Origin of the sequence: Pseudomonas prosekii (assembly GCF_900105155.1) — a bacterium.
Lineage (GTDB): Bacteria > Pseudomonadota > Gammaproteobacteria > Pseudomonadales > Pseudomonadaceae > Aquipseudomonas > Aquipseudomonas prosekii.
On record NZ_LT629762.1, the window covers coordinates 3,836,476 to 3,859,125 of the forward strand.

The following is a 22,650-nucleotide window of genomic DNA, read 5'->3' on the forward strand; positions in this document are numbered from 1 at the left end:
CGCAATCGCGGGCAAGCCTTGTTCCTACAGGATTCGGAGCGTTAGCCGCGGTGACGGCCGCGGAAGTAGTTGATCAGGCCTTGGGTTGAAGCGTCGTCAGCCGGGGTTTCTTCGCTGCCGACCAAACGGTTGTAGACGCCTTTGCCCAGCTCTTTACCCAGCTCCACGCCCCACTGGTCGAAGGCGTTGATGCCCCAGACCACGCTTTGCACGAAGACTTTGTGTTCGTACATCGCCACCAGTGCGCCGAGACGACGCGGGCTGATGCGCTCGACCACCAAGGTGTTGCTCGGACGGTTGCCCGGGATCACCTTGTGCGGAGCGACTTTGTGCACTTCTTCTTCGCTCACGCCTTTGTCGCGCAACTCGGCTTCGGCTTCGGCCAGGGTCTTGCCCAGCATCAGCGCCTGGCTCTGCGACAGGCAGTTGGCATACAGCCACTGGTGGTGGTCGGCCACCGGGTTGAAGCTGACAATCGGCACAATGAAATCGGCCGGGATCAGTTGGGTGCCTTGGTGCAGCAACTGGTGATAAGCGTGCTGACCGTTGCAACCGACGCCGCCCCAGATCACCGGGCCGGTATCGGTGGACACCGGCGTGCCGTCCTGGCGCACGCTCTTGCCGTTGGATTCCATGTCCAACTGTTGCAAATGCTTGGTGATGTTGCGCAGGTAATGGTCGTACGGCAGGATCGCGTGGCTCTGCGCGCCCCAGAAGTTGCCGTACCAGACGCCGAGCAAGGCCAGCAGCACCGGCATGTTCTGCTCGAACGGCGCGCTCTGGAAATGCTGGTCCATGGTGTAGGCACCGGAGAGCAGTTCCTTGAAGTTCGACATGCCGATGGCCAAAGCAATCGGCAAACCGATGGCCGACCACAGCGAGTAACGACCGCCGACCCAGTCCCACATCGGGAAGATGTTTTCTTCACGAATACCGAACGCCACAGCCGCCGCGTTGTTGCTCGATACGGCGATGAAGTGACGATACAGCTCGGCTTCCGAACCGCCCTGAGCCAGATACCAGGCGCGAGCGGCCTGGGCATTTTTCAGGGTTTCGAGGGTGTTGAAAGATTTCGACGAAACGATAAACAGCGTGGTCTCGGCGCGCAGCTTCATGGTCAGTTCGTGGAACTCACTGCCATCGATGTTCGCCAGGTAATGGCAGCGAACGCCTTTTTGCGCGTAGGACAACAGCGCTTCGGAGACCAGCTCCGGGCCGAGGAACGAACCACCGATGCCGATGTTGACCACGTCGGTGATCGGCTTCTCGGTGTAACCGCGCCAGAGACCATCGTGGATGCGGCCCACGAGGTCAGTGATCTGGTTCAGCACCTTGTGCACTTCGGGCATCACGTTGACGCCGTTGACCGACAACTTGTCGCCCACCGGACGACGCAAAGCGGTGTGCAGCGCCGGACGGCCTTCGGAAGAGTTGACGATTTCGCCGTCAAACAACGCTTTGATCGCGCCTTTGAGGTCGACTTCGTTAGCCAGGCCCACCAGCAGGTCGCGGGTCTCGGCGTTGATCAGGTTTTTCGAGTAATCGAGAAACAGACCGCAGCTGCTGAGGGTGAATTGAGTGAAGCGCTGCGGGTCGGCATTGAAGGCTTCGCGCATGCTGAAATCCTGCATGGCTTGGCGGTGATCTTTCAACGCTTGCCAGGCGGGCAGAGCGGTAACGTCGTGAGGAGTGCGGTAGTACGCCATCGCTGCGGTTTTCCTTTTTACTTGAACGGCCTTTTGATCACGATAAATCCCGGAGCGCTGCGGTGGGGCGTCCGGTCAACTGCGTCGAGACGATTTCATGGCGCAGGGCGAATACAGTAAACCTCGCGCTGCGATCTGTCTTGACTTTGTCTGACCCGTTCCCGGTACTTTTTTATACAACGAAGGGAAAAACGTCCGACCAACGGAAGGGGGGACAATACAAAATCCACAGTGGGAGCTTGCTCCCACAGGGAATGGCGTTGCCAGGGTTATGCGTCGAGGTTCAGGTGCAAGTTGTCGATCAACCGCGTGGTGCCGAGGAACGCCGCCACCAGAATCACCAGATCGCGATCCTGCGCAGTTGCCGGGCGCAGCGTCAGGGCGTGACGGATTTCCAGATAATCACTGCGCAAACCTGCCGCTTGCAACTGTTGGACTTGCGCGGCGATCAGCGCCGGATAATCGCGATCACCTTGTTGGATCGCCTCGGCAATCGCCGCCAGTGTGCGATACACCACCGGCGCCGTGGCGCGTTGTGCTTCGTCGAGAAAACCATTGCGCGAGGACAACGCCAGGCCATCGGCGGCGCGCACGGTCGGTTCGCCGATGATCTGGATCGGCATGTTCAGGTCGTGCACCAGCGCGCGGATCACTGCCAGTTGCTGAAAGTCTTTCTGGCCAAAGATCGCCAAGTCAGGCTGAACCATGTTGAACAGTTTGCTGACCACGGTCGCCACGCCTTCGAAATGCCCCGGACGGCTGGCGCCGCACAAGCCTTCGGACAATTGCGGGACGCTGACGCGGGTCTGGCCGGTCATGCCGTCGGGGTACATTTCTTCAACGGTCGGGGCGAACAACAAGTGGCAACCGGCCTGGAGCAGTTTTTCCTGATCCGCCGCCAGGGTTCGCGGGTATTTGTCGAGGTCTTCGCCGGCGCCGAATTGCAGCGGGTTGACGAAGATGCTCGCGACCACGAAATCGGCGCGTTGCGCGGCTTTGGTGATCAGCGCGACGTGGCCGCTGTGCAGGTTGCCCATGGTCGGCACGAAGGCAATGCGCTTGCCTTCACCGCGAGCACGGGCGACGGCGGCGCGCAATTCGCGGACGGTTTTAACAGTGTTCATGCAGAGAATCCGTGTTCGATACCAGGGAAAGTCACCGCTTTGACCTCGGTGACGTAAGCGCCAAGCGCCGCTTGAATGCTGACTTGGCCGGCCATGAAGTTCTTCACGAACTTCGGCACGCGGCCGGTGATCGACAGGCCGAGCATGTCGTGCAAGACCAGCACCTGGCCATCGGTGTCACTGCCGGCGCCGATGCCGATCACCGGGATGCCGACGGCTTGAGTAATTTCCTGCGCCAGTTCGCTCGGCACACATTCGAGCAGCAACATGCTGGCGCCGGCCTGCTCCAGCGCGATGGCGTCGGCACGCATCTGCCGCGCCTGGTTCTCGCTGCGGCCCTGGACTTTATAGCCGCCCAGAATGTTCACCGATTGCGGGGTCAGACCCATGTGCGCGCACACCGGGATGCCGCGCTCGGCGAGCAAGCGAATCGAATCGGCCAGCCACAATGCGCCTTCAACCTTGACCATGTGCGCACCGGCCTGCATCAGCAGGGCGCTGTTGGCCATGGCTTGTTCGGTGGTCGCGTACGCCATGAACGGCAGGTCGGCGAGGATCAGTGCATCGCTGTTGCCGCGTTTGACGGCGGCGACGTGGTAGGCCATTTCCGCGGTGGTCACGGGCAGGGTGCTGTCGTGACCTTGCAAAACCATGCCGAGGGAGTCGCCCACCAGCAGCACTTCGACACCGGCCTCGTTGCAGGCGTGGGCGAAAGTCGCGTCATAGCAGGTCAGCATGGTGATCTTTTCACCTTTCTGCTTGAGGCTCTGGAGCGTGGTCAGGGTGATGGCTGGCATGTAAGAAATCCTCGTTCAGGCGCTATGGAAACTACTGCGAGTAACGCGCGTGATTCTTCATTTACTCAGGCGCACGGTCTTTTTGTCGTGCTTATAAGGCCTGGATTGCGCCCTTGGCGCCGCGTTGGCGGCAGCGGGACGCCTATAGTCGTGAGGAGAACTCGGGAAGTCAATTGCGTGTGTTACCGGGTTGTTACGTGTGGGGTGTTACCGGAGAAATAAACGCCTGTAGGAGCAAAGCTTGCTCGCGATAGCGTCAGGTCAGACAGGATTGGGTCTGAATCCTGGACCGCTATCGCGAGCAAGCTTTGCTCCTACAGGATCAGTGTGCAGTTTGTGGGATGCGTTCGAGGCCGATGAACGGGCAGGCTGCCAGCAGGTCGGTGAGGGTTCTGCCATCCGCCAGACGCAAATTCGCTGGCGCCAGTTCGGCCAATGGATAGAGGACAAACGCGCGTTCCTGCAGATGGTAATGCGGGACCTTGAGGCGCGGCTCGTCGATCAGGCGATCGCCAAACAGCACAATGTCGAGGTCCAGCGTGCGCGGCCCCCAGCGTTCAAGGCGCTCGCGGCCCTGAGCGTTTTCGATGGCTTGCAGCGCATCGAGCAAGTCCAGCGGCGCGAGTGAACTGTCGAGGGCGGCGACTGCGTTGGTGTAGCGCGGTTGCCCGGGGAGCAGCGAATCACTCTGATAAAACGCCGAAACCGCGACCAGTTCGGTGTGCGGCAATTGCGCCAGCGACTCGACGGCGCTGCGCAATTGTTCGGCGGGGTCAGCCAGATTGCTGCCCATGCCGATGTAGATGCGTTCCATCACTTACTCGCCCGTAGCGCTCGGGGCGCCGGCCGCGCGTTTACGCTTGGCGCCGCCGCTGCGACGACGTTTGCGCGGTGCGCCAGTGCCGTCGTCCTTGCCGCTGAGGTCACGAATCATGTCGCGACGTTCGCTGTCGTTGGCGTCCTGATAATCGGTCCACCACTCGCCCAGGCCATCGGTCTGCTCGCCGGCGCTTTCGCGCAGCAACAGGAAATCGTAACCGGCGCGGAACCGTGGGTTGTCGAGCAACAGGTCGGCGCGCTTGCCGCTACGGCGGGGCAGACGTTCCTGCATATCCCAGATTTCGCGGATCGGCATGGTGAAACGTTTTGGAATCGCAATGCGCTGGCACTGTTCGGCAATCAGCTCGTGCGCCGCTTCCTGCATTGCCGGAATCGGCGGCATGCCACGTTCCTGCAGGCGCAACACGCGCGCCGGCAGCGCTGGCCACAGTAGGGCGGCAAACAGGAACGCCGGGGTCACCGGTTTGTTCTGCTTGATCCGCAGGTCAGTGTTGATCAAAGCTTCGCTGATCAGCGTGTGCGTGTACGTCGGGTTGTATTCCAGGGCCTCGGCGCTCGCCGGGAACAATGGATCAAACAACTGCAAGTCGACCAGCATTTCGAAGGTGTCTGCGGCGTGGCCGGAGAGGAACAGCTTGAGCACTTCTTCGAACAGCCGCGCCGAAGGAATTTCGCGCAGCATCGGTGCGAGATCGCGAATCGGCGCAGCGCTGTGTTTTTCGATGCCGAAATTCAGCTTCGCGGCGAAACGCACGGCTCGCAGCATGCGCACCGGGTCTTCCTGATAACGCTGCTTCGGATCGCCGATCAGGCGGATCAGGTGATTGCGGATGTCGTGCACGCCGTTGGCGTAATCGAGAATGCGCTCGCTGACCGGATCGTAATACAGGGCGTTGATGGTGAAGTCGCGGCGTTGCGCGTCTTCTTCCAGCGTGCCGTAAACGTTGTCGCGCAAAATGCGCCCGCTCTCGTTGCGGGAAGACTGGTTGCTGTCTTCCTCTTCATCGTTTTGCGGGTGATTGGCGCGGAAGGTCGCGACTTCAATGATTTCGCGGCCGAAGTGGATGTGCACCAGTTTGAAGCGACGACCAATGATCCGCGCGTTGCGGAATTCGGCCCGTACCTGTTCAGGGGTGGCACTGGTGGCTACGTCAAAATCTTTCGGCGTGATGCCGAGCATCATGTCTCGCACACAACCGCCGACCAGATAAGCCTGGTAACCGGCGTTCTGCAGGCGTTCGACGATATTCACCGCGTAACGGCTGAATTGGCCCTTCTGCAGCGAATGTTGGCCGCTGTTGAGCACTTCAGGCGTGCTGCGGATGTGTTGCGTAGGACGCTTGGGAGAACGGAGTGACTGGAACAACTTCTTCAGCATGGGATGCACTGTTTGAAGGAATGTTCGGCCATAACCAGGAATGACCGCATGATGGGCCGGGATTCTAGCATTTAGTCGAGGGATGGTGTAGGACACAGCAGATATGAGCTGCAAGCCGCAAGCTACAAGGGAAAAACGCAGGTCAAAAGCGCGATTTTAATCAAATCGCAGAAACTACAAGGGGAGCCGAAGCTCCCCAAGAAGTAGTTGCATGCTCTATTTTTATTATTGGTTTCGGGCTTTTTGTTTTTGTTAAGTGCCCTCGCCATGAAGATTTTCCTTCATGACCCTCCCAATCGGGAGCCAAGAGCAAACGGATTGCTTTGGTCGCTGTGCTGCAGTGATCTTGCGATCCAACCAGTTCAGGCTCTGTCTTAGGACAGTTTTTGTTGTTCTCGGCCTGGTCGTGGGGCAAGCCCCAAATACAACGCCTCTCCAAAAGAATCAGTTAGCTGCGCCTCTCGCCGTCTTGTTTTTATTGTGCGTGAGTCGATTCGTCTTATTTTTATTGTCTTGTGCATTGCTTGTTATTGTTCTTGTACCAAACATATAGCAGGGTGCGTGCCAACTTTTGCCATGCCCAGCAAAACAAGGGCTTAGACGGTTTTCGAGGGTTTTTCGAGGCATAAAAAACCGGGGCTTCGTTACCGTAAGCCCCGGTTCTGTTACGTGGAAAAAACTGAGGTAACAGTTTTTCCAGCAAGTCACGTGTTACCCGCACACTCGACAGGTGCCGTTCAGCTCTCGCTGGCCACTCCGGTTTTGCGTCGCGGAATGCCCAGGCGCTGGCGGCGTTCCCACAGGCATTTGCGGCTCACCCCAAGTTTGCGCGCCAGTTCGGTCTCGGTCATGTGGTCCTGATGCTCGAGGACAAAGTGCTGGAAGTAGTCTTCCAGTGACAGGTCTTCGGTCGGCTCATGGCTGCTGTTACCGGCGGCGGTGCCTTGTTGCGGCGGCAGGCCGATGAAATCGTCATCGTCCAGATCGCTCAGTTCGATGTCTATGCCCAGCAGCTCGGCAGAGATTTCCGGGCTTTCGCACAGGATCACCGCGCGTTCGACCGCATTCTCCAGTTCACGAACGTTACCCGGCCAGCTGTAGTGACGAATCGCCTGCTCGGCATCCGGGGCAAACTTCAGATCGGTGCGGTTGACCCGCGCGCTCTGCCGCGCCAGGAAGGCATTGGCGATTTCGTTGACGTCGGCACCACGCTCGCGCAAGGCGGGCAGTTTCAGGGCAATAACGTGCAAGCGGTAATAAAGGTCTTCACGGAACTGGCCGATCTTCGCCAGGCTCTTGAGGTCGCGGTGCGTTGCAGCGATCAGGCGTACATCGACCTTCTGCGACTGCACCGAACCGACCCGGCGAATTTCGCCTTCCTGCAACACGCGCAGCAGACGGGCCTGGGCTTCGAGCGGCAATTCGCCGATTTCATCGAGGAACAACGTGCCGCCGTCCGCCGCTTCCACCAGCCCCGCACGCCCGGCGCTGGCGCCGGTGAATGCGCCTTTTTCGTGACCGAACAGTTCGGACTCGATCAGGCTTTCCGGGATGGCCGCGCAGTTCACCGAAATCATCGGCGCCTTGGCACGTTTCGACAGGTTGTGCAGGGCGCGCGCCACCAGTTCTTTACCGGTGCCGGACTCGCCCTGAATCAGTACATTGGAATCGGTCGGCGCGACTTTGCGGATCTTGCTGTAAAGATCCTGCATCGGCGGGCACGAGCCGATGATGCCGATCTCGCCGTTGCTGTTATCGATGCCCGGTTTGGCTGCGCCAGTGCTGGCTTTGCCGACCACCGGCTCACCGACGACTGGCGCCGATTGACGATCACGCAGGATACGCGCGACAGCCTGGAGCATTTCGTCGTGATCGAAAGGCTTGGCGATGTAATCCACCGCGCCCATCTTCATCGAATCGACGGCCGAACGCAGGCTGGCGTAGCTCGTCATGATCAGCACCGGAGTGCCTTGGCCGAGCTTGATCAACTCGGTGCCCGGTGCGCCAGGCAGGCGCAGGTCACTGACGATCAGGTCAAACGTGGGAATGCTGAAACGCTCTTGTGCTTCCTGCACGGATCCGGCTTCGCTGACCTGGTACTGGTTACGTTCCAGCAGGCGGCGCAAGGCGGAGCGGATAATTGTTTCGTCTTCGACGATCAAAATGTGCGGCATTGATTCGATACTCTCGACGGTCTCAGTTCACAGCGGACGTCGCTTCGACATGACGCGGCAATGTCACCCGGATACGGGTGCCGCGTTGGCTTTGAACATCAGCCGGGCTGTCGATGGTGATTTGTCCATAATGCTCTTCAACGATGGAATAGACCAGTGCAAGGCCCAGACCGGTGCCTTCGCCAGGATCCTTGGTGGTGAAGAAGGGTTCGAACAATCGGTCCATGATGTTCTTCGGAATTCCGCTGCCTTCGTCTTCGACGATCAAATCGACCGTATGTTCGCCGGCTTCGCTTTTGACCCGCACTGCGCTGTGTGGCGGTGAGGCGTCGCGCGCGTTGGAAAGCAAATTGATCAACACTTGGGCGAGCCGCTGCGGATCGCCTTCGACCCAGTGGTCGGGGTCGCACAGGTTGTAGAACTGTACTTCGAAATTGCGCCGGTTGAGGGCCAGCAGGCCGATGGCATCCTGCGCCACTTCCGCCAGACAAACCGGTTCGTCGCTGTGCTGATGGCTGCCGGCGTGGGCAAAACTCATCAACGACTGGACGATGCGCGACACGCGTTTGGTCTGCTCGAGAATCTGCCCGCTGATCTCGGTCAGCTCGGCGTCTTCCTCGCGCTCCTCGCGCAGGTTCTGCGCCAGGCACGCGATCCCGGTGATCGGGTTGCCGATTTCGTGGGCGACGCCCGCCGCCAGTCGACCAATGCTCGCCAGCCGCTCGGAGTGCACCAGTTTGTCTTCGAGCATCTGGGTTTCGGTGAGGTCTTCCACCAGCAGCACCAAGCCACTGTTGCCCGGCGCCAGCGGTTCATCGATGGCCGCTTTGTGCAGGTTCAGCCAGCGGGTCTGGCCGTCGAGGGCCAAATGCTGTTTGTGCAAATGTTCGTCGGGCAGATTGATAAAACCCTGGAGCAGTTCTTTCCACGGATCGCCAATCGTACTCAGGCGCGAGCCGACCACCCGCTGCGCGGCAATCCCGGTCAGCTCTTCCATGGCTTTGTTCCACATCAGGATCTCTTGATCCTTGGCCAGCGAGCAGACGCCCATCGGCAATTCCTGCAACGTCTGCCGGTGGTAACGGCGCAGCGCATCGAGTTCGGCCGCGAGACCGGTCAGGCGCGAGTGGTAATCCTCGAGCCGGCTTTCGATGAAGTGAATGTCTTCGGTCACATAGTTTTCGCCGCCCGCCTTATAAGGCAGGAAGGTTTCGACCATGTCCTGGGCAACGCTTGGGCCCATCAAACCGGACAAGTTGGCCTCGATGCGGTCGCGCAAACGGCGCAAGGCATAAGGACGGCGCTCGTCGAACGGCAGATAGAGATCGCGCAGGGCTTGCTCGACTTCCTTCTGCGCGGCTTTCGCGCCCAACGGTTTGGCCAGTTGCGTGGCGAATTCCTGGGGTGAAGCGGCGTGCAGCTCGCGGCGCTGCGGGCGCCGAACGTTGTCGACGGCGCAGGCTTCGGCGGCGCTGGCCTCTTCCGGGCTGGCGTTGGTGAACAACGAAATCAAGGTGAACATCAACACGTTGGCGGCCAGCGAGGCTATCGCCGCCATGTGCCAACTGGTGTCGTCGAGCACGTAAATCATGTTCAGCAGCGGAATGTAGAAACCCTGCAGATTGCCCACCAGCGGCATTAGCATGGTCACCAGCCACACTAGGATTCCCGCGAGCAGGCCGGCGATAAAACCGCGCCGGTTGGCGGTCGGCCAGTACAGCACCGACAACACGCCCGGCAGGAACTGCAACGTGGCAACGAACGCGACGATGCCGAGGTTGGCCAGATCCTGCTCGGCGCCCAGCAGCAGATAAAAGCCATAACCGGCCATGATGATCGCGACGATCAGCGCGCGGCGGGTCCACTTCAGCCAGCGGTAGATATTGCCTTCGGCCGGCGGTTGATACAGCGGCAGCACCAAGTGGTTGAGCGCCATCCCGGACAACGCCAGCGTGGTGACGATGATCAGCCCGCTGGCCGCCGACAACCCGCCGATGTACGCCAGCAACGCCAAAGCCTTGCTGTTGGCGGCGATGCCGATACCCAGCGTGAAGTATTCGGGATTGGTTGTGGCGCCGAGTTTCAAACCGGCCCAGAGAATCAGCGGCACCGCCAGGCTCATCAGCAACAGAAACAGCGGCAGGCCCCAACTGGCGCTGACCAGCGAGCGCGGGTTGAGGTTTTCGGTGAAGGTCATGTGATACATGTGCGGCATCACAATCGCTGAGGCAAAAAACACCAGCAGCAGCGTGCGCCACGGCCCTTCTTGCAACGGCGTGTGCAGTGCGGCGAGGGCGGTCTGGTTTTGCAGCAGCCACAATTCCAGCTGTTGCGGGCCGTCGAACACGCCGTATAACGCGTACAGGCCCACGCCGCCGATGGCGATCAGCTTGATCACTGATTCAAAGGCAATCGCGAACACCAGGCCTTCGTGTTTTTCGCGCGTGGCAATGTGCCGCGAGCCGAAGAAAATCGTGAACAAGGTGATCAGCGCACAGAAACTCAGGGCGACGCGGTGCTGCACCGGTTCGCGGGTGAGGATGCTGATCGAGTCGGCCACCGCTTGAATCTGCAACGCCAGCAGCGGCAACACGCCGATCAACATGAAAATCGTGGTCAGCGCGCCAGCCCAGGTGCTGCGAAAGCGAAACGCGAACAAGTCCGCCAGCGACGACAATTGATAGGTGCGGGTGATTTTCAGGATCGGGTACAGCAACACCGGCGCCAGCAGAAACGCGCCGGAGACCCCGAGATAACTCGAAAGGAAGCCGTAGCCGTACTGATAGGCCAGACCCACCGTGCCGTAAAACGCCCAGGCACTGGCGTAAACCCCCAGCGACAGTGTGTAGGTCAGCGGGTGGCGAATGATCGCGCGCGGGATCATGCCCCGTTCGCTGATCCAGGCTACGCCGAACAGCACCGCCAGGTACGCGGCGCTGATCAGGATCATCTGGGTCAGGCTAAAGCTCATCGGCATCTTTTTGGCTCTGCAGGATGAAGGTCACGACGATCAGAATCAGCCAGAGCAGATAAGGGCGATACCAGGCGCCAGTGGCGTCGATCCACCAATCCATGATGGCCGGGGAGAACAGGTAAATCCCCACTACCAAAAGCAGGACCAAGCGATAGATGTACATCCCGGCCTCTCTTGTTTATGCGCGTGCCCGAAAACGTGCGGCGATGGTAACGGATGGCGGCGCTACTGCAAGCGCCATCACAGCAGTTGCGCCTCGGGCAGCGTCAGTGTGCGCGGGATCTGCGTGGCATCCCAGTGCGCGATGCCCCAGTTCAGCAGTTCGCGCGGCGAGGCGTAAGCCAGTTCGCTGCCGGGATTTTGCCCCAGCGCCCGCAATGCCCGCAGCAACAGCGGCGTTGCCTGATCGGCGGCCAGCGGCGGCGAGCGGTAGGATTTGCCGAGTTTGTGGCCGTCCGGCTGGGTAATCAGCGGCACGTGCAGGTAACGCGGTTGCGGCAGGCCGAGGAGTTCTTGCAGATAGAGCTGGCGCGGCGTCGAGTCGAGCAAATCGGCGCCACGGACGATGTCGGTGATGCCTTGCCAAGCGTCATCGAGGACTACCGCCAGTTGATAGGCGTAGAGCCCGTCGCGACGGCGAATCACGAAATCGCCAACGTCGCGGCCCAGGTGTTGGCGGAATTCGCCTTGCACGCGGTCGGTGAAGTGGTATTCCAGCTCTGGCACGCGCAGGCGAATGGCGGCGTTTTCGCTGGTATGTCCGGCGTTGCGGCACAGGCCTGGATAGATGCCGTGATAAGGCTCGAGTTGTTTGCGCGAGCACGTGCAGGCGTAGGCCAAACCATGGTTGAACAGGCGATTGAGCACTTCGGCGTAGGCGTCATGACGCTCGCTCTGGCGCACCAGTTCGCCGTCCCATTCAAAACCGTAGCTGTGCAGCGCATCGAGAATCGCCGCTTGCGCGCCCGGTTCTTCGCGTGGCGGATCAAGGTCTTCCATGCGCATCAACCAGCGACCACCCACCGAGCGGGCATCGAGGTAGGAGGCGAGGGCGGCGACCAGCGAGCCGAAGTGCAAATGGCCACTGGGCGTGGGAGCGAAACGACCGATGTAGGGGGGAGAGGTAATAGTGGTCATAAGCCCCGATATTAGGCTGTTCAATCGTTTTGAGCACGGCTCGAAGCCGCCATCGCGAGCAAGCTCGGCTCCCACAAAAGCGCGACACCGCGCCCCTGCCCTGTAGGAGCAAAGCTTGCTCGCGATGGCGATTTTGAAGACACAACGAATTTCACAAACAAAAACGGAGCGTTCGCACGCTCCGTTATTGGTTCAAGTCGCCATTACTTGCCGACTTGCTTTTCCTTGATTTCCGCCAGGGTCTTGCAGTCAACGCACATATCGGCGGTAGGGCGGGCTTCCAGTCGCTTGACGCCGATCTCGACGCCACAGGACTCGCACCAGCCATATTCTTCGTCTTCGATCAATTGCAGCGTTTTGTCGATCTTCTTGATCAACTTGCGCTCACGGTCACGGGCGCGCAGCTCAAGGCTGAATTCTTCTTCCTGGCTGGCACGATCTGCCGGGTCAGGGAAGTTGGCCGCTTCGTCCTTCATGTGATCAACCGTACGGTCGACTTCCTGCATCAAGTCCTGTTTCCACTTATTCAGGATCTTGGTGAAGTGAGCGCGCATGGGCTTGCCCATGTACTCCTCGCCCTTAACTTCTTTGTAGGGTTCGAAGCCGCTGATCGACTGGTTTTGCTGCTTTGCTTGGGTGGGCATGAAATGGACCGCCTCTACTCTTGTAATCCATTGCGCAGGATTGCTCCATCACCGACACCTGCCGGCCCTGCGGCTGCAAGCGGGCGAACTTACCAGATCAAAACGGGCCGCGCTACTCCCGGATGTCGCAGTAGTGGCGCGCGGTGCTTGCAAATGATTGCAAAGCCTTGTCTGGTGGTGATGGAGGCCTGATCAAATATTGATTTTAGTCAAACCTGAGACACTCGCTTGTGTCGTTCATGACCCCGGTTCTAACGGCTCTGACCGCTTTAGGTTCTCGCTCGTTCCAGTGCATGGGTAGAATCGGTTCTTTTCACCGTTGAAGGAAGGCTAATGGCTCAGCCCTACAGTGCGCGCAGTCGTGCGATCGAACCGTTTCACGTGATGGCGTTGCTGGCGCGGGCCAATGAATTGCAGGCCGCCGGTCACGACGTGATTCACCTGGAAATCGGCGAACCCGACTTCACCACCGCCGAGCCGATCATCCAGGCTGGGCAGGCTGCGCTGACGGCAGGCAAGACCCGTTACACCGCCGCGCGCGGAATTCCCGAGTTGCGCGAAGCGATTTCCGGTTTTTATCAACAGCGCTACGGGCTGAACATCGATCCACAGCGGATTCTCGTCACGCCGGGCGGCTCTGGCGCGTTGCTGCTGGCCAGCGCGTTGCTGGTCGATCCGGGCAAACACTGGCTGCTCGCCGACCCCGGTTACCCGTGCAACCGGCACTTTCTGCGGCTGGTCGAAGGCGCGGCGCAACTGGTGCCGGTCGGCCCGGAGGTGCGTTATCAACTGACCCCGGACCTGGTGGCGCGGCATTGGGATCACGACAGCGTCGGTGCGTTGGTCGCCTCGCCGGCCAACCCGACCGGGACCATCCTCACTCGCGACGAACTCGCCGGTTTGTCTGCCGCGATCAAGCAACGGCATGGCCATTTGGTGGTCGACGAGATCTACCACGGCCTGACTTACGGCACCGATGCCGCCAGCGTTCTTGAAGTTGATGACAGCGCGTTCGTGCTCAACAGTTTTTCCAAGTATTTCGGCATGACCGGCTGGCGCCTCGGCTGGCTGGTGGCGCCGGAAGCGGCGGTCAGCGAACTGGAAAAACTCGCGCAAAACCTCTACATCAGCGCCCCGAGCATGGCCCAGCACGCTGCGCTGGCCTGCTTCGAACCGGCGACCATCAGCATTCTCGAAGAACGCCGCGCCGAGTTCGGCCGTCGTCGCGACTTCCTGCTGCCAGCCTTGCGTGAGCTCGGCTTCGGGATCGCCGTCGAACCTGAAGGCGCGTTCTATTTGTATGCCGATATCAGCCAGTTCGGCGGCGATGCCTTCGCGTTCTGCCGGCACTTCCTCGAAACCGAGCATGTAGCGATCACTCCGGGTCTGGATTTCGGGCGTTATCAGGCCGGGCACCACGTGCGGTTTGCCTACACACAAAGTCTCCCGCGTTTGCAGGAAGCGGTAGAGCGCATCGCGCGCGGCTTGAAGAGTTGGCAAGGCTGATGCGCTTTTCTCCTCCCCTCGAAGAAGGGCGTCTGATCCGTCGCTACAAGCGTTTTCTCGCCGATATCGAAACCGTTAGCGGCGAGTTGCTGACCATTCACTGCCCCAACACCGGCTCGATGCTCAATTGCCAGGTCGAGGGCGGGCAAGTCTGGTTCAGCCGCTCCAACGACCCTAAACGCAAATTGCCCGGCACCTGGGAAATTGGCGAAACCCCGCAAGGCCGGTTGTTTTGCGTGAACACCGGGCGCGCCAACGGTTTGATCGAAGAAGCGTTGCGCGCGGGCGTGATCAGCGAACTCAACGGCTTCACCGAACTCAGGCGCGAAGTGGCCTACGGACAGGAAAGCAGCCGCATCGACTTCCGCCTCGAGTACCCGAGCGGACCGGCCTACGTCGAAGTCAAAAGTGTCACCTTGGGTTACGACGGCACGGCGGTGGCGGCATTCCCCGACGCGGTGACCCAGCGCGGCGCCAAGCATCTGCGCGAACTGGCGCATCTGGCCCGCGACGGGATTCGCGCGGTGCAGTTGTATTGCGTCAATCTCAGCGGCATCGAAGCCGTGCGTCCTGCCGAAGAAATCGATTCGGCCTACGCCGACGCGCTGCGTGAAGCGGTGGCGTGCGGGGTGGAAGTGCTGGCGTATGGCGTGCGTTTGAACTACGAAGAAATGCTCGTGGATCGGCGCCTGGACGTGTTGCTCAACGGCTAAACGCTGACCCAGATGCCTTGCGCGTCTTCGCGGCAGGCCACCGTGGTCAGCGATTGCCCGGCGCACGGGCCGGAAACGCATTCGCCGTCCTCGATCAGAAACAGTGCGCCGTGGGTGGCGCACTGGATCAGGCTGTTGCTCTGGTCGAGAAACTGGTCCGGCGTCCATTCCAGGCTCACGCCACGGTGCGGGCAGCGGTTGAGATAGACGTAGACCTGAGCGCCACGGCGCACGGCGAAGAGCTTTTGCCCATCGATATCAAACCCGCGGCTGCTGGCGTCGGCCAATTCCTCGCTTCTGCAAAGAAACTTCATGTCTATCCTCAAGTGTCGCGCCGCGTGACTGGATGTGTCCGGGCTTGACGTGCAAATGCAAACAATTATCAAATGGCCGCCCGCCCACGGGGCGCTCGCCGGATGCCGAGGATACTTGGCCTGCCCGCCGGATGCCCGGGAAAACCTTTCAAGGAAGCTGTTCATGCGCCTGAGTACCCGCGTCGTTGGCTTATGTGTCGGGCTGCTCGTCAGCCATCAGGCGACTGCGGCTGAGTTGCCGCAACGCTGGGTCAGTGCCGGCGGCGCCTTGTCGGAATGGGTCAGCGCGCTGGGCGGCGAGGCGAAACTGGTCGGCGTCGACACCACCAGCCAGCATCCGCAATCGCTGAAAACATTGCCGAGCATTGGCTATCAGCGCCAATTGTCGGCGGAAGGCATCTTGAGCCTGCGCCCGCAGATTCTGGTCGGCACCGAAGAAATGGGCCCGCCGCCGGTACTGGCGCAAATTCGCAGCGCCGGGGTCGAGGTCGAATTGTTTTCCGCGAAACCGGATGTTTCAGCCTTGCAGGGCAACCTCACGCACCTCGGTAAGTTGCTCGGCGCCGAGGACCAAGCCTCGCAAGCCTTCCAGCGTTATCAACAGCAACTCGATCAACAGCAAGTCCGCGTGACCGCGGCGCAGGTTAAACACAAAGCCCCGGGCGTGTTGTTGCTGCTCGGGCACATGGGCGGCAAACCGATGATCGCCGGCAAGGACACCGCCGCCGATTGGCTGCTGCAACAGGCCGGTGGTCATAACCTGGCGACGCACAGCGGTTACAAACCTTTTTCCAACGAATCGCTGGCCAGCCTTAATCCTGAAGTGCTGGTGTTCGCCGATCGCGCACTCACCGGCGAAGACGCTCGCGCAGCGCTGTTCAAGGAAAACCCGATCCTGTCTTCATCCCGCGCCGCCAAGGATGGACGCGTGATGGAACTTGACCCGACATTGTTGGTGGGCGGCTTGGGGCCACGGTTGCCCGAGGCGCTGAAAAGGCTGTCCGACGGTTTTTATCCCGGCGCGACCGGCCAATGACCACGCTGGTCAAACCCCGCGCGTTGTTTATTGGCTTGAGTCTGCTGTTGTTGCTGGCGATCTGGTTGTCGTTGGCGCTGGGGCCGGTGAGCCTGCCGCTGCTCGATACCTTGCGCGCGTCGCTGCGGCTGATCGGTCTGCCGATTGCGCCGCAAGGGCTCGAGCAGGCTGAATTGATCCTCGGGCAAATTCGCCTGCCGCGCACTCTGCTCGGGCTCGCGGTCGGAGGCGTGTTGGCGCTGTCCGGGGTGGCGATGCAGGGCTTGTTTCGCAATCCGCTGGCCGATCCCGGTTTGGTCGGCGTTTCCAGTGGCGCGGCGCTGGGCGCGGCGATCGCGATTGTCGGCGGCTCGGCGTTCGGCGGTTTGCCGGAAGCCTTCGGGCCGTATCTGCTGTCGTTGTGTGCGTTTATCGGCGGGCTCGGCGTGACCGCTTTGGTCTATCGGCTCGGGCGGCGGAACGGTCAGACCAACGTTGCAACCATGTTGCTGGCCGGTATCGCGCTGACCGCGTTGGCCGGCTCGGCGGTGGGTTTGTTCACCTATCTGGCGGATGACGCAACGCTGCGCACGCTGACGTTCTGGAACCTTGGCAGCCTTAATGGCGCCAGTTACTCACGGCTCTGGCCGTTGCTGTTGGTCACGGCTGGCGTTGCGCTGTGGTTGCCGCGTCGGGCGAAAGCGTTGAATGCATTATTGCTCGGTGAGTCGGAGGCCGGTCACTTGGGCATTGATGTTGAACGGCTTAAACGTGAACTGGTGTTTTGCACCGCGCTGGGCGTCGGCGCTGCGGTGGCGGCGGCGGGGATGATCGGGTTTGTCGGGCTGGTGGTGCCGCACCTGGTGCGCTTGCTCGCCGGGCCGGATCACCGGGTATTGCTGCCGGCCTCGTTGCTGGCCGGCGCGAGTTTGCTGCTGTTCGCCGATCTGGTGGCGCGTCTGGCGTTGGCGCCGGCCGAGTTGCCGATCGGCATTGTCACGGCGTTTATCGGCGCGCCGTTCTTTCTGTTTCTGTTGCTCAGGAAGCCTGCCTGATGTTGCGCACGGAAAACCTGATGATCCGCCGGGGCAGCAAAACCGTGCTCTCGGGCATTACCCTCGAACTCAAACCGGGCGAAGTGCTGGGCGTTCTCGGCCCCAACGGCGCCGGCAAAAGCACGTTGCTCGGGGCGCTGTGCGGCGAACTGCTGGCGGATGAAGGCCGCGTCTGGCTCGATGAGCGTGAGTTGCGCCACTGCACCGGCGTCGAGCGCGCGCAGCAACTGGCGGTGTTACCACAAGTGTCGACGCTGGATTTCGGCTTTCGTGTCGAGGAAGTGGTCGGCATGGGCCGTTTGCCTTATAAGAGCGGCCGCGTGCGCGACGCGCAAATTGTCTCCGCCGCGTTGGGCGCTGCCGATGCCGGGCATCTGAGCGGTCGCAGCTATCTGGCGTTGTCCGGCGGCGAACGGCAGCGCGTGCATCTGGCGCGAGTGTTGGCGCAACTGTGGCCGGGCGAAACGGGGCAGACTTTGCTGCTCGACGAGCCGACGTCGATGCTCGATCCGTTGCACCAGCACACCACGTTGCAAGCCGTACGCGAGTTCGCCGATCGTGGCGCCGCCGTGTTGGTGATCCTGCATGATCTGAATCTGGCGGCGCGTTATTGTGACCGTGTGTTGCTGCTCGAAGGCGGGCGCCCGGTAGCGCTGGATACGCCCGAGCAGGTGTTGCGACCGGAACTGCTGAAGGCGGTATTCGGTCTCGAAGTATTGGTGCAACCGCACCCGGAGCGTGGGCATCCGCTGATCATCGCCCGCTGAGCATTGCCACGAGGTGAGAACATGCGAGGGATTTTGCTGTTGGCGGCGTTGTTGCTAAGTGCTTGTCAGCATGTTGCGGCGCCGCCGCCGATCACCGGGGAGATTCGCGATCTGCGCAATGGTCAGTCACTGACGGCGCAGGAGTTGCTCGCGCGATTGGCCAGACCCGAGCGGCTGATCGTCGGCGAGCAACATGACAATCGCGATCACCATCAACTGCAATTGTGGCTGCTGCAAGCGTTGGGGCAGCGCCGTCCGCAAGGCAGTTTGTTGCTGGAAATGCTCACGCCCGATCAACAACCCCGCGTCGATGCGGTGCGCCGCGCGCCAACCCTGCCGAATGATTTGCCGAGCGCGCTGGTCTGGCAACCGGGTTGGGACTGGGATTTGTACGGGCCGATTGTGCGGTTTGCGCTGGGCCAGCCTTATCCGTTGCTGGCGGCCAATCTGGATAACTCGCAAATGCGTGCCTTTTATAAGCAGCCGCCGATGTTGAGCGGGGCGCGTTCCAATGCGCCGGCGGTGAAGGAGGTCTTGCTGGAGCAGATCAGCGAATCGCATTGTGGCCTGCTGCCCAAATCGCAGATGCCAGCAATGCTCGCGGTGCAGCAGCAACGTGACCGGCGCATGGCCGAGCGATTGATCGCCGCGCCGACGCCGTCGCTGTTATTCGCCGGTGCTTACCATGCGCGCAAAGACGTAGGCGTGCCGCTGCATGTGCTCGACCTCGGCGAGCGTGAAGCGCCGACGGTGTTGCTGCTGGCGGAGCGCGGCAGTCAGGTGACGCCGACGATGGCCGATTACGTCTGGTTCACCCCGGCCACCCCGGCGCAGGACTATTGCGCGCAGATGCGTGAGCAAATGGCCAAGTAGCCTTTCACCGCTTGTTGCCGGACGGTAAATCGCAGGCAAAAAAAGACCCGGCAAGAGCCGGGTCAAATAACCGTGATTAGCCTGATGAGGAGATAATCTGAGAGTCCGAACCAAGGGCTTTTCAGAATATCGACCAGTCTCGCGACCAGTTGTGATAATCATAGCGATTCTCATTACCAAGTCAACCGCTGATTCTCCATTTATTTGCAGATGGCCTCAAAGGTCCGTAGTCATTGGGCTTTAGCCAGTTTCTTCAGCGAACTCAGTTGAGTAACTTGCTGGTTCAGCAACTCGATTCGCCGCGCCATGCTCTCGATCAAGCTGCGGGCGATCTTCGGATTGCTCTGCGTCAGGCTGAGAAATTGATCCTTGGGAATCAGCATCACTGTGCTCGGTTCGCAGGTGATCACACTGGCGCTGCGCTTCTCGCCAGTGAACACCGCCATCGCTCCGAAAATCTCATCCTTGGGCACGTCGCCGACCTTGTGGCCGTCGACAAAGGCCTCGGCGTGGCCGCTGATGATGACGAATACGTGGTCCGCCACATCGCCCTGATGGATCAGCACTTCGCCGCTGGCCACGCGTTTGAAGCCGTTGTTGCTGCGAAACTCCGGCGGCTTCAGGCGCGCGACCGCGTCGGTCAGCAGGGCGGTCTGGCCGAGCAGGTATTGCAGGAATAACTCCGCGCGCCCGGTGTCGGCATAAATATGCTGGAACACTTCTGCGCGCGCGTAGGGAAGCAGCGACAGCGGCCCATCGCTGCGCAGGCGCCAATACGGCCATTCGACGTCCTGGCGCAGACCGAGCAGATCACCTTCATGCAGGTAAAACAGCGCGCGTTCTTCGATGCAGCCGTGGAGCAATCCACTGTCGAGCAAAAACAGCTGATCGTCGGGCAGCAGTGTGGCGAGGTCATCGACCGCCGCAAACGCCAAGGCCGGGCCACAGGGCGATAAACCCTCCAGCAAGCGCGAAGGCAGATTTTGCAGGCGATTGATCAATGTGTCGGCGTAAGCCGGTTGTTCCCCGAGCAGGTACATGGCGATGGCGCCTGTTCAATTCTTGTGGCGTGAGGAGATCGCTTCGAGTTGTTTGTTCAGGGCTTCCTTGCGTTCAGCGGGGATGTCGTTCCAGTGCACGTCCATCAAGGCGCCTTCGATCGCATACAGCAACACCTTCGACGCCCGAAACCCGCGCGTGCGCACGGCGCGATAAGCGTCCACCGCCCCCAGGCGGCGCAAGTCCGAAGCGCTGTGGATGCCCACGGCGTGCAGCCACTGTGCCGACGTCTTGCCCAGATTCTTCAGGTGTTGCAGTTCATCATTCATCAAGCCTCCTTGCGACGGCCGAATGGTGGGTGGGCGAGCCTTTGAGGAGTGTAGCCATCAGTAGGAAAAGCGTGATTGTTTGGTCGCTTTTGTCGCAAAAGCTTCTAAGAAAGGGAGTTTTGACGCGTAGGAGGATTCTGCGGACGCAGGAAGGGAGGGCAAAGCAATCCCCCTGTAGGAGTGAGCCTGCTCGCGAAAGCGCCGTGTCAGCCAACATGCATATTGAATGCTGAACCGCTTTCGCGAGCAGGCTCGCTCCTACAAGGAAAGCGTCGTGTCTCAGCGAGTGCGATAGCGCAGGCGTGTACCGAAATTCATCGACATCAGGATTTCGTCAGCGCTCAGCTCGGGCGGAAAATAGGCGCCGGAGATTTGCGCATGCGCCAGGCTTGCGCCCTCCAGCGATGCGTTGCGAAAGTCGATGCCGCGCAAGTCGGCGGAACGGAAGTAGGCGTCGGTGAAGTCGATGCCATCAGCGTTCAACTCACGCAGGTCGAGCCCACGGAAATCGCCACCGACCATATCGATCGGGCCGTCCGCCGGGCGTTCGTTGTTAAAACCTGTGATGTCGTCTTTGTGCAGCAAGGCATAAAGCGGGGTGTCGAGAAGTTTCGGCTGGCTCATGTCACATCACCTGTTGGTTTTATGACGCCAGTATAGTGCCACTATTTGACGGCCGTGAAGCCAGAGCAGGCTCCACGGTCGAAATAGTTTCTTACAGACCTGGCATGCGCTGACGAATCTGCGCGACGACGGTGTCGAGGGTCCCGCTTTCGTTGGTCTGAACCCGTTTGCTGCAGAGAATCTCGGCCGGCGTCAGCGCTTCACGGCTGGCTTGCTGGTCAGCGATAACGGCCAGATTGGCGTCGGACGGGTCCTGTTTGTCGGCCTGACGCAGCGCCAGCCAGGTTTCGATCACGGCTTGCGGCGCGTTGCAGTCGAGAATCAGGAACGGCGCGCCGGTGGCCTCGGCAATCTTTGCCGCGCCGTCACGCTGCTCGCGTTTGAGGTAAGTCGCATCGATCACCACCGGGAAACCGGCGTGCAGGATCACTGCGGCGATTTCATGCAGGCGCGCGTACGTCTTGGCGCTGGCGTCGGCGCTATAGATGCCGGCGTGCGGATCGTTCTGTACCGTTTGCTCGCCAAACAGGCGCTTGCGTTCAACATCGGAACGCAGGCGAATCGCGCCCAGCGCTTCGACCAGACGCATGGCCACGCGGCTTTTGCCGACGGCCGATACGCCGTGGGTAATTGCCAGGAAACGCGAAGGAATGGTGCTGTAGCTTTCGGCCAGGTTCGCGTAGTTGCGGTACTGGCGCAGGGTGGTGGCGCGCTGCACCGGATCGGCTTCGGCCGGCATGCTGAACAGGCTGACCTTGGCGCGGACCAGCGCGCGATAGGCTTTATAGAAGTTCAGCACTTCGAGGCCTTGGTAATCGCCGGTCAGCTCCAAGTACTGGCTGATGAAACGCCGCGCCAGGCTTTTCAGACCACGGTCTTCGAGGTCCATCGCGAGGAAACCGGTGTCGGCGTAAACATCGGTAAAGCGGAACGGCTCGTTGAACTCGATGCAGTCGAAAATCACCACGTTGCCGTCGATGACGGTGGCATTGCCCAAATGAATGTCGCCATGACATTCGCGGGTAAAACCATCGGCCTTGCGCTGGGCGAACAGTGGCTTGAGGCGTTCGAAGCTGCTTTCGGCCCAGGCTTGCAAGGCGTCGAGTTGCTGCAGATCAGCCTTGTCGCTGAGGAACGGGCGGATCTGCTCGAAATTCTGCCGCACTGGCGCCATCACGCTGTCCGGGGTGCCGGCGTCGTGTTCAGCCGGGACTTTCGGCGCAGTGAGGTGGAACTGAGCGATTTGCGCGGCCATCTCGTCGATGTGCGCGGTGGTCAGTTCGCCGTTGGCTTGCAGGGTGCTGAGCAATTGGCTTTGCGGGAACTGACGCATTTTCAGCATGAAATCGAGCGCTGGGCCATCGCCGCCGATTTGCGGGGCCTCGGCGCTGCCGGTGATTGGCAACACTTCCAGATACAAATCATTGGTCAAACGCTGATTCAAACGCAGCTCTTCGCCACAGAAATGCTCGCGGGCGTCGACGTTGGTGAAGTCGAGAAAGCCGAAATTCACCGGTTTCTTCACTTTATAAGCAAACGGGCCTGTGAGGATGACCCAGGAAATGTGGGTCTCGATAACCTGGAACCCGTCGACGGGATGCGGGTAGAGGGCCGGGTTTTGCAGGGCGGCGATCAGGGACTGGCTCACAGGCGATCCTTCAAAGTGGGAGAAATTTCAAGG

Annotated in this window: 21 protein-coding genes; 6 read left to right on the top strand and 15 right to left on the bottom strand. The window is 60.5% G+C overall.

Annotated features, from left to right (window positions below):
* Positions 1–41 precede the first annotated feature (41 nt).
* The 10 genes from pgi to dksA all read right to left on the bottom strand — a co-directional run bounded on the left by pgi (position 42) and on the right by dksA (position 12,774).
* On the bottom strand, positions 42–1,706 hold the full coding sequence (gene pgi / locus BLU01_RS17450; RefSeq protein ID WP_092277901.1) for a glucose-6-phosphate isomerase: 1,665 nt from the start codon (positions 1,704–1,706) through the stop codon (positions 42–44).
* Between the two features lie 269 nt (positions 1,707–1,975).
* Complete coding sequence (gene panC / locus BLU01_RS17455) at positions 1,976–2,830, bottom strand: pantoate--beta-alanine ligase (protein WP_092277903.1); 855 nt, start codon at positions 2,828–2,830, stop codon at positions 1,976–1,978.
* Positions 2,827–3,627, bottom strand: coding sequence for a 3-methyl-2-oxobutanoate hydroxymethyltransferase (gene panB / locus BLU01_RS17460; protein ID WP_092277905.1), 801 nt, complete (start codon positions 3,625–3,627; stop codon positions 2,827–2,829). The genes panC and panB overlap by 4 nt, the downstream gene beginning before the upstream one ends.
* A gap of 322 nt (positions 3,628–3,949) precedes the next feature.
* Positions 3,950–4,441 carry a 2-amino-4-hydroxy-6-hydroxymethyldihydropteridine diphosphokinase gene (folK, locus tag BLU01_RS17465; RefSeq protein ID WP_092277907.1) on the bottom strand — a complete coding sequence of 164 codons (492 nt, stop codon included), beginning with the start codon at positions 4,439–4,441 and terminating at the stop codon, positions 3,950–3,952.
* A 3-nt stretch (positions 4,442–4,444) separates the two neighbouring features.
* Positions 4,445–5,845 (bottom strand): polynucleotide adenylyltransferase PcnB, encoded by a 1,401-nt coding sequence (locus tag BLU01_RS17470; RefSeq protein ID WP_092277909.1) that lies wholly within the window; start codon positions 5,843–5,845, stop codon positions 4,445–4,447.
* 737 nt (positions 5,846–6,582) lie between these two features.
* Entirely contained in the window at positions 6,583–8,019 is a 1,437-nt protein-coding gene (locus tag BLU01_RS17475; RefSeq protein WP_092277911.1) for a sigma-54-dependent transcriptional regulator, read from the bottom strand.
* Between the two features lie 22 nt (positions 8,020–8,041).
* Positions 8,042–10,996, bottom strand: coding sequence for a sensor histidine kinase (locus tag BLU01_RS17480; protein WP_167370434.1), 2,955 nt, complete (start codon positions 10,994–10,996; stop codon positions 8,042–8,044).
* Positions 10,980–11,156 carry a hypothetical protein gene (locus BLU01_RS17485; RefSeq protein ID WP_003176118.1) on the bottom strand — a complete coding sequence of 59 codons (177 nt, stop codon included), beginning with the start codon at positions 11,154–11,156 and terminating at the stop codon, positions 10,980–10,982. The genes BLU01_RS17480 and BLU01_RS17485 overlap by 17 nt, the downstream gene beginning before the upstream one ends.
* A gap of 77 nt (positions 11,157–11,233) precedes the next feature.
* A complete protein-coding gene (gluQRS, locus tag BLU01_RS17490) occupies positions 11,234–12,130 on the bottom strand; it encodes a tRNA glutamyl-Q(34) synthetase GluQRS (RefSeq protein ID WP_092277915.1) in 897 nt (298 codons plus the stop codon).
* A gap of 203 nt (positions 12,131–12,333) precedes the next feature.
* Complete coding sequence (dksA, locus tag BLU01_RS17495; protein WP_007902025.1) at positions 12,334–12,774, bottom strand: RNA polymerase-binding protein DksA; 441 nt, start codon at positions 12,772–12,774, stop codon at positions 12,334–12,336.
* 333 nt (positions 12,775–13,107) lie between these two features.
* Between dksA and BLU01_RS17500 the strand changes: the two genes are divergently transcribed.
* Together BLU01_RS17500 and sfsA are read left to right on the top strand one after the other, a co-directional pair.
* Positions 13,108–14,280 (top strand): pyridoxal phosphate-dependent aminotransferase, encoded by a 1,173-nt coding sequence (locus BLU01_RS17500; RefSeq protein WP_092277917.1) that lies wholly within the window; start codon positions 13,108–13,110, stop codon positions 14,278–14,280.
* Entirely contained in the window at positions 14,280–14,993 is a 714-nt protein-coding gene (gene sfsA, locus BLU01_RS17505; protein ID WP_092277919.1) for a DNA/RNA nuclease SfsA, read from the top strand. The genes BLU01_RS17500 and sfsA overlap by 1 nt, the downstream gene beginning before the upstream one ends.
* Here the strand turns inward: sfsA and BLU01_RS17510 are convergent.
* Positions 14,990–15,307 carry a Rieske (2Fe-2S) protein gene (locus tag BLU01_RS17510; protein ID WP_092277921.1) on the bottom strand — a complete coding sequence of 106 codons (318 nt, stop codon included), beginning with the start codon at positions 15,305–15,307 and terminating at the stop codon, positions 14,990–14,992. The genes sfsA and BLU01_RS17510 overlap by 4 nt on opposite strands.
* Before the next feature lie 163 nt (positions 15,308–15,470).
* Between BLU01_RS17510 and BLU01_RS17515 the strand changes: the two genes are divergently transcribed.
* From BLU01_RS17515 to BLU01_RS17530, 4 genes are read left to right on the top strand one after another with little or no spacing between them, the layout of a single operon-like run.
* Positions 15,471–16,343: a heme/hemin ABC transporter substrate-binding protein gene (locus BLU01_RS17515; RefSeq protein WP_092277923.1), complete on the top strand. Its 873-nt coding sequence runs from the start codon at positions 15,471–15,473 to the stop codon at positions 16,341–16,343.
* A 50-nt stretch (positions 16,344–16,393) separates the two neighbouring features.
* Positions 16,394–17,377, top strand: coding sequence for a FecCD family ABC transporter permease (locus BLU01_RS17520; protein WP_197675596.1), 984 nt, complete (start codon positions 16,394–16,396; stop codon positions 17,375–17,377).
* Entirely contained in the window at positions 17,377–18,144 is a 768-nt protein-coding gene (locus BLU01_RS17525) for a heme ABC transporter ATP-binding protein (protein ID WP_092277927.1), read from the top strand. Before BLU01_RS17520 ends, BLU01_RS17525 begins: the two co-directional genes overlap by 1 nt.
* A gap of 21 nt (positions 18,145–18,165) precedes the next feature.
* A complete protein-coding gene (locus tag BLU01_RS17530) occupies positions 18,166–19,017 on the top strand; it encodes a ChaN family lipoprotein (RefSeq protein ID WP_092277929.1) in 852 nt (283 codons plus the stop codon).
* Positions 19,018–19,247: 230 nt separating this feature from the next.
* Here BLU01_RS17530 and BLU01_RS17535 read toward each other — a convergent pair whose 3' ends face one another.
* The 4 genes from BLU01_RS17535 to BLU01_RS17550 form a co-directional block, all read right to left on the bottom strand.
* Positions 19,248–20,057, bottom strand: coding sequence for a Crp/Fnr family transcriptional regulator (locus BLU01_RS17535; RefSeq protein WP_092277931.1), 810 nt, complete (start codon positions 20,055–20,057; stop codon positions 19,248–19,250).
* A 15-nt stretch (positions 20,058–20,072) separates the two neighbouring features.
* Complete coding sequence (locus BLU01_RS17540; RefSeq protein WP_007971093.1) at positions 20,073–20,345, bottom strand: TfoX/Sxy family protein; 273 nt, start codon at positions 20,343–20,345, stop codon at positions 20,073–20,075.
* Between the two features lie 279 nt (positions 20,346–20,624).
* A complete protein-coding gene (locus tag BLU01_RS17545; protein ID WP_092277933.1) occupies positions 20,625–20,969 on the bottom strand; it encodes a pentapeptide repeat-containing protein in 345 nt (114 codons plus the stop codon).
* Positions 20,970–21,060: 91 nt separating this feature from the next.
* The gene (locus BLU01_RS17550) at positions 21,061–22,617 is read right to left on the bottom strand and encodes a bifunctional aminoglycoside phosphotransferase/ATP-binding protein (RefSeq protein ID WP_092277935.1); all 1,557 of its coding nucleotides are present in this window, start codon (positions 22,615–22,617) and stop codon (positions 21,061–21,063) included.
* Positions 22,618–22,650: the final 33 nt, after the last annotated feature.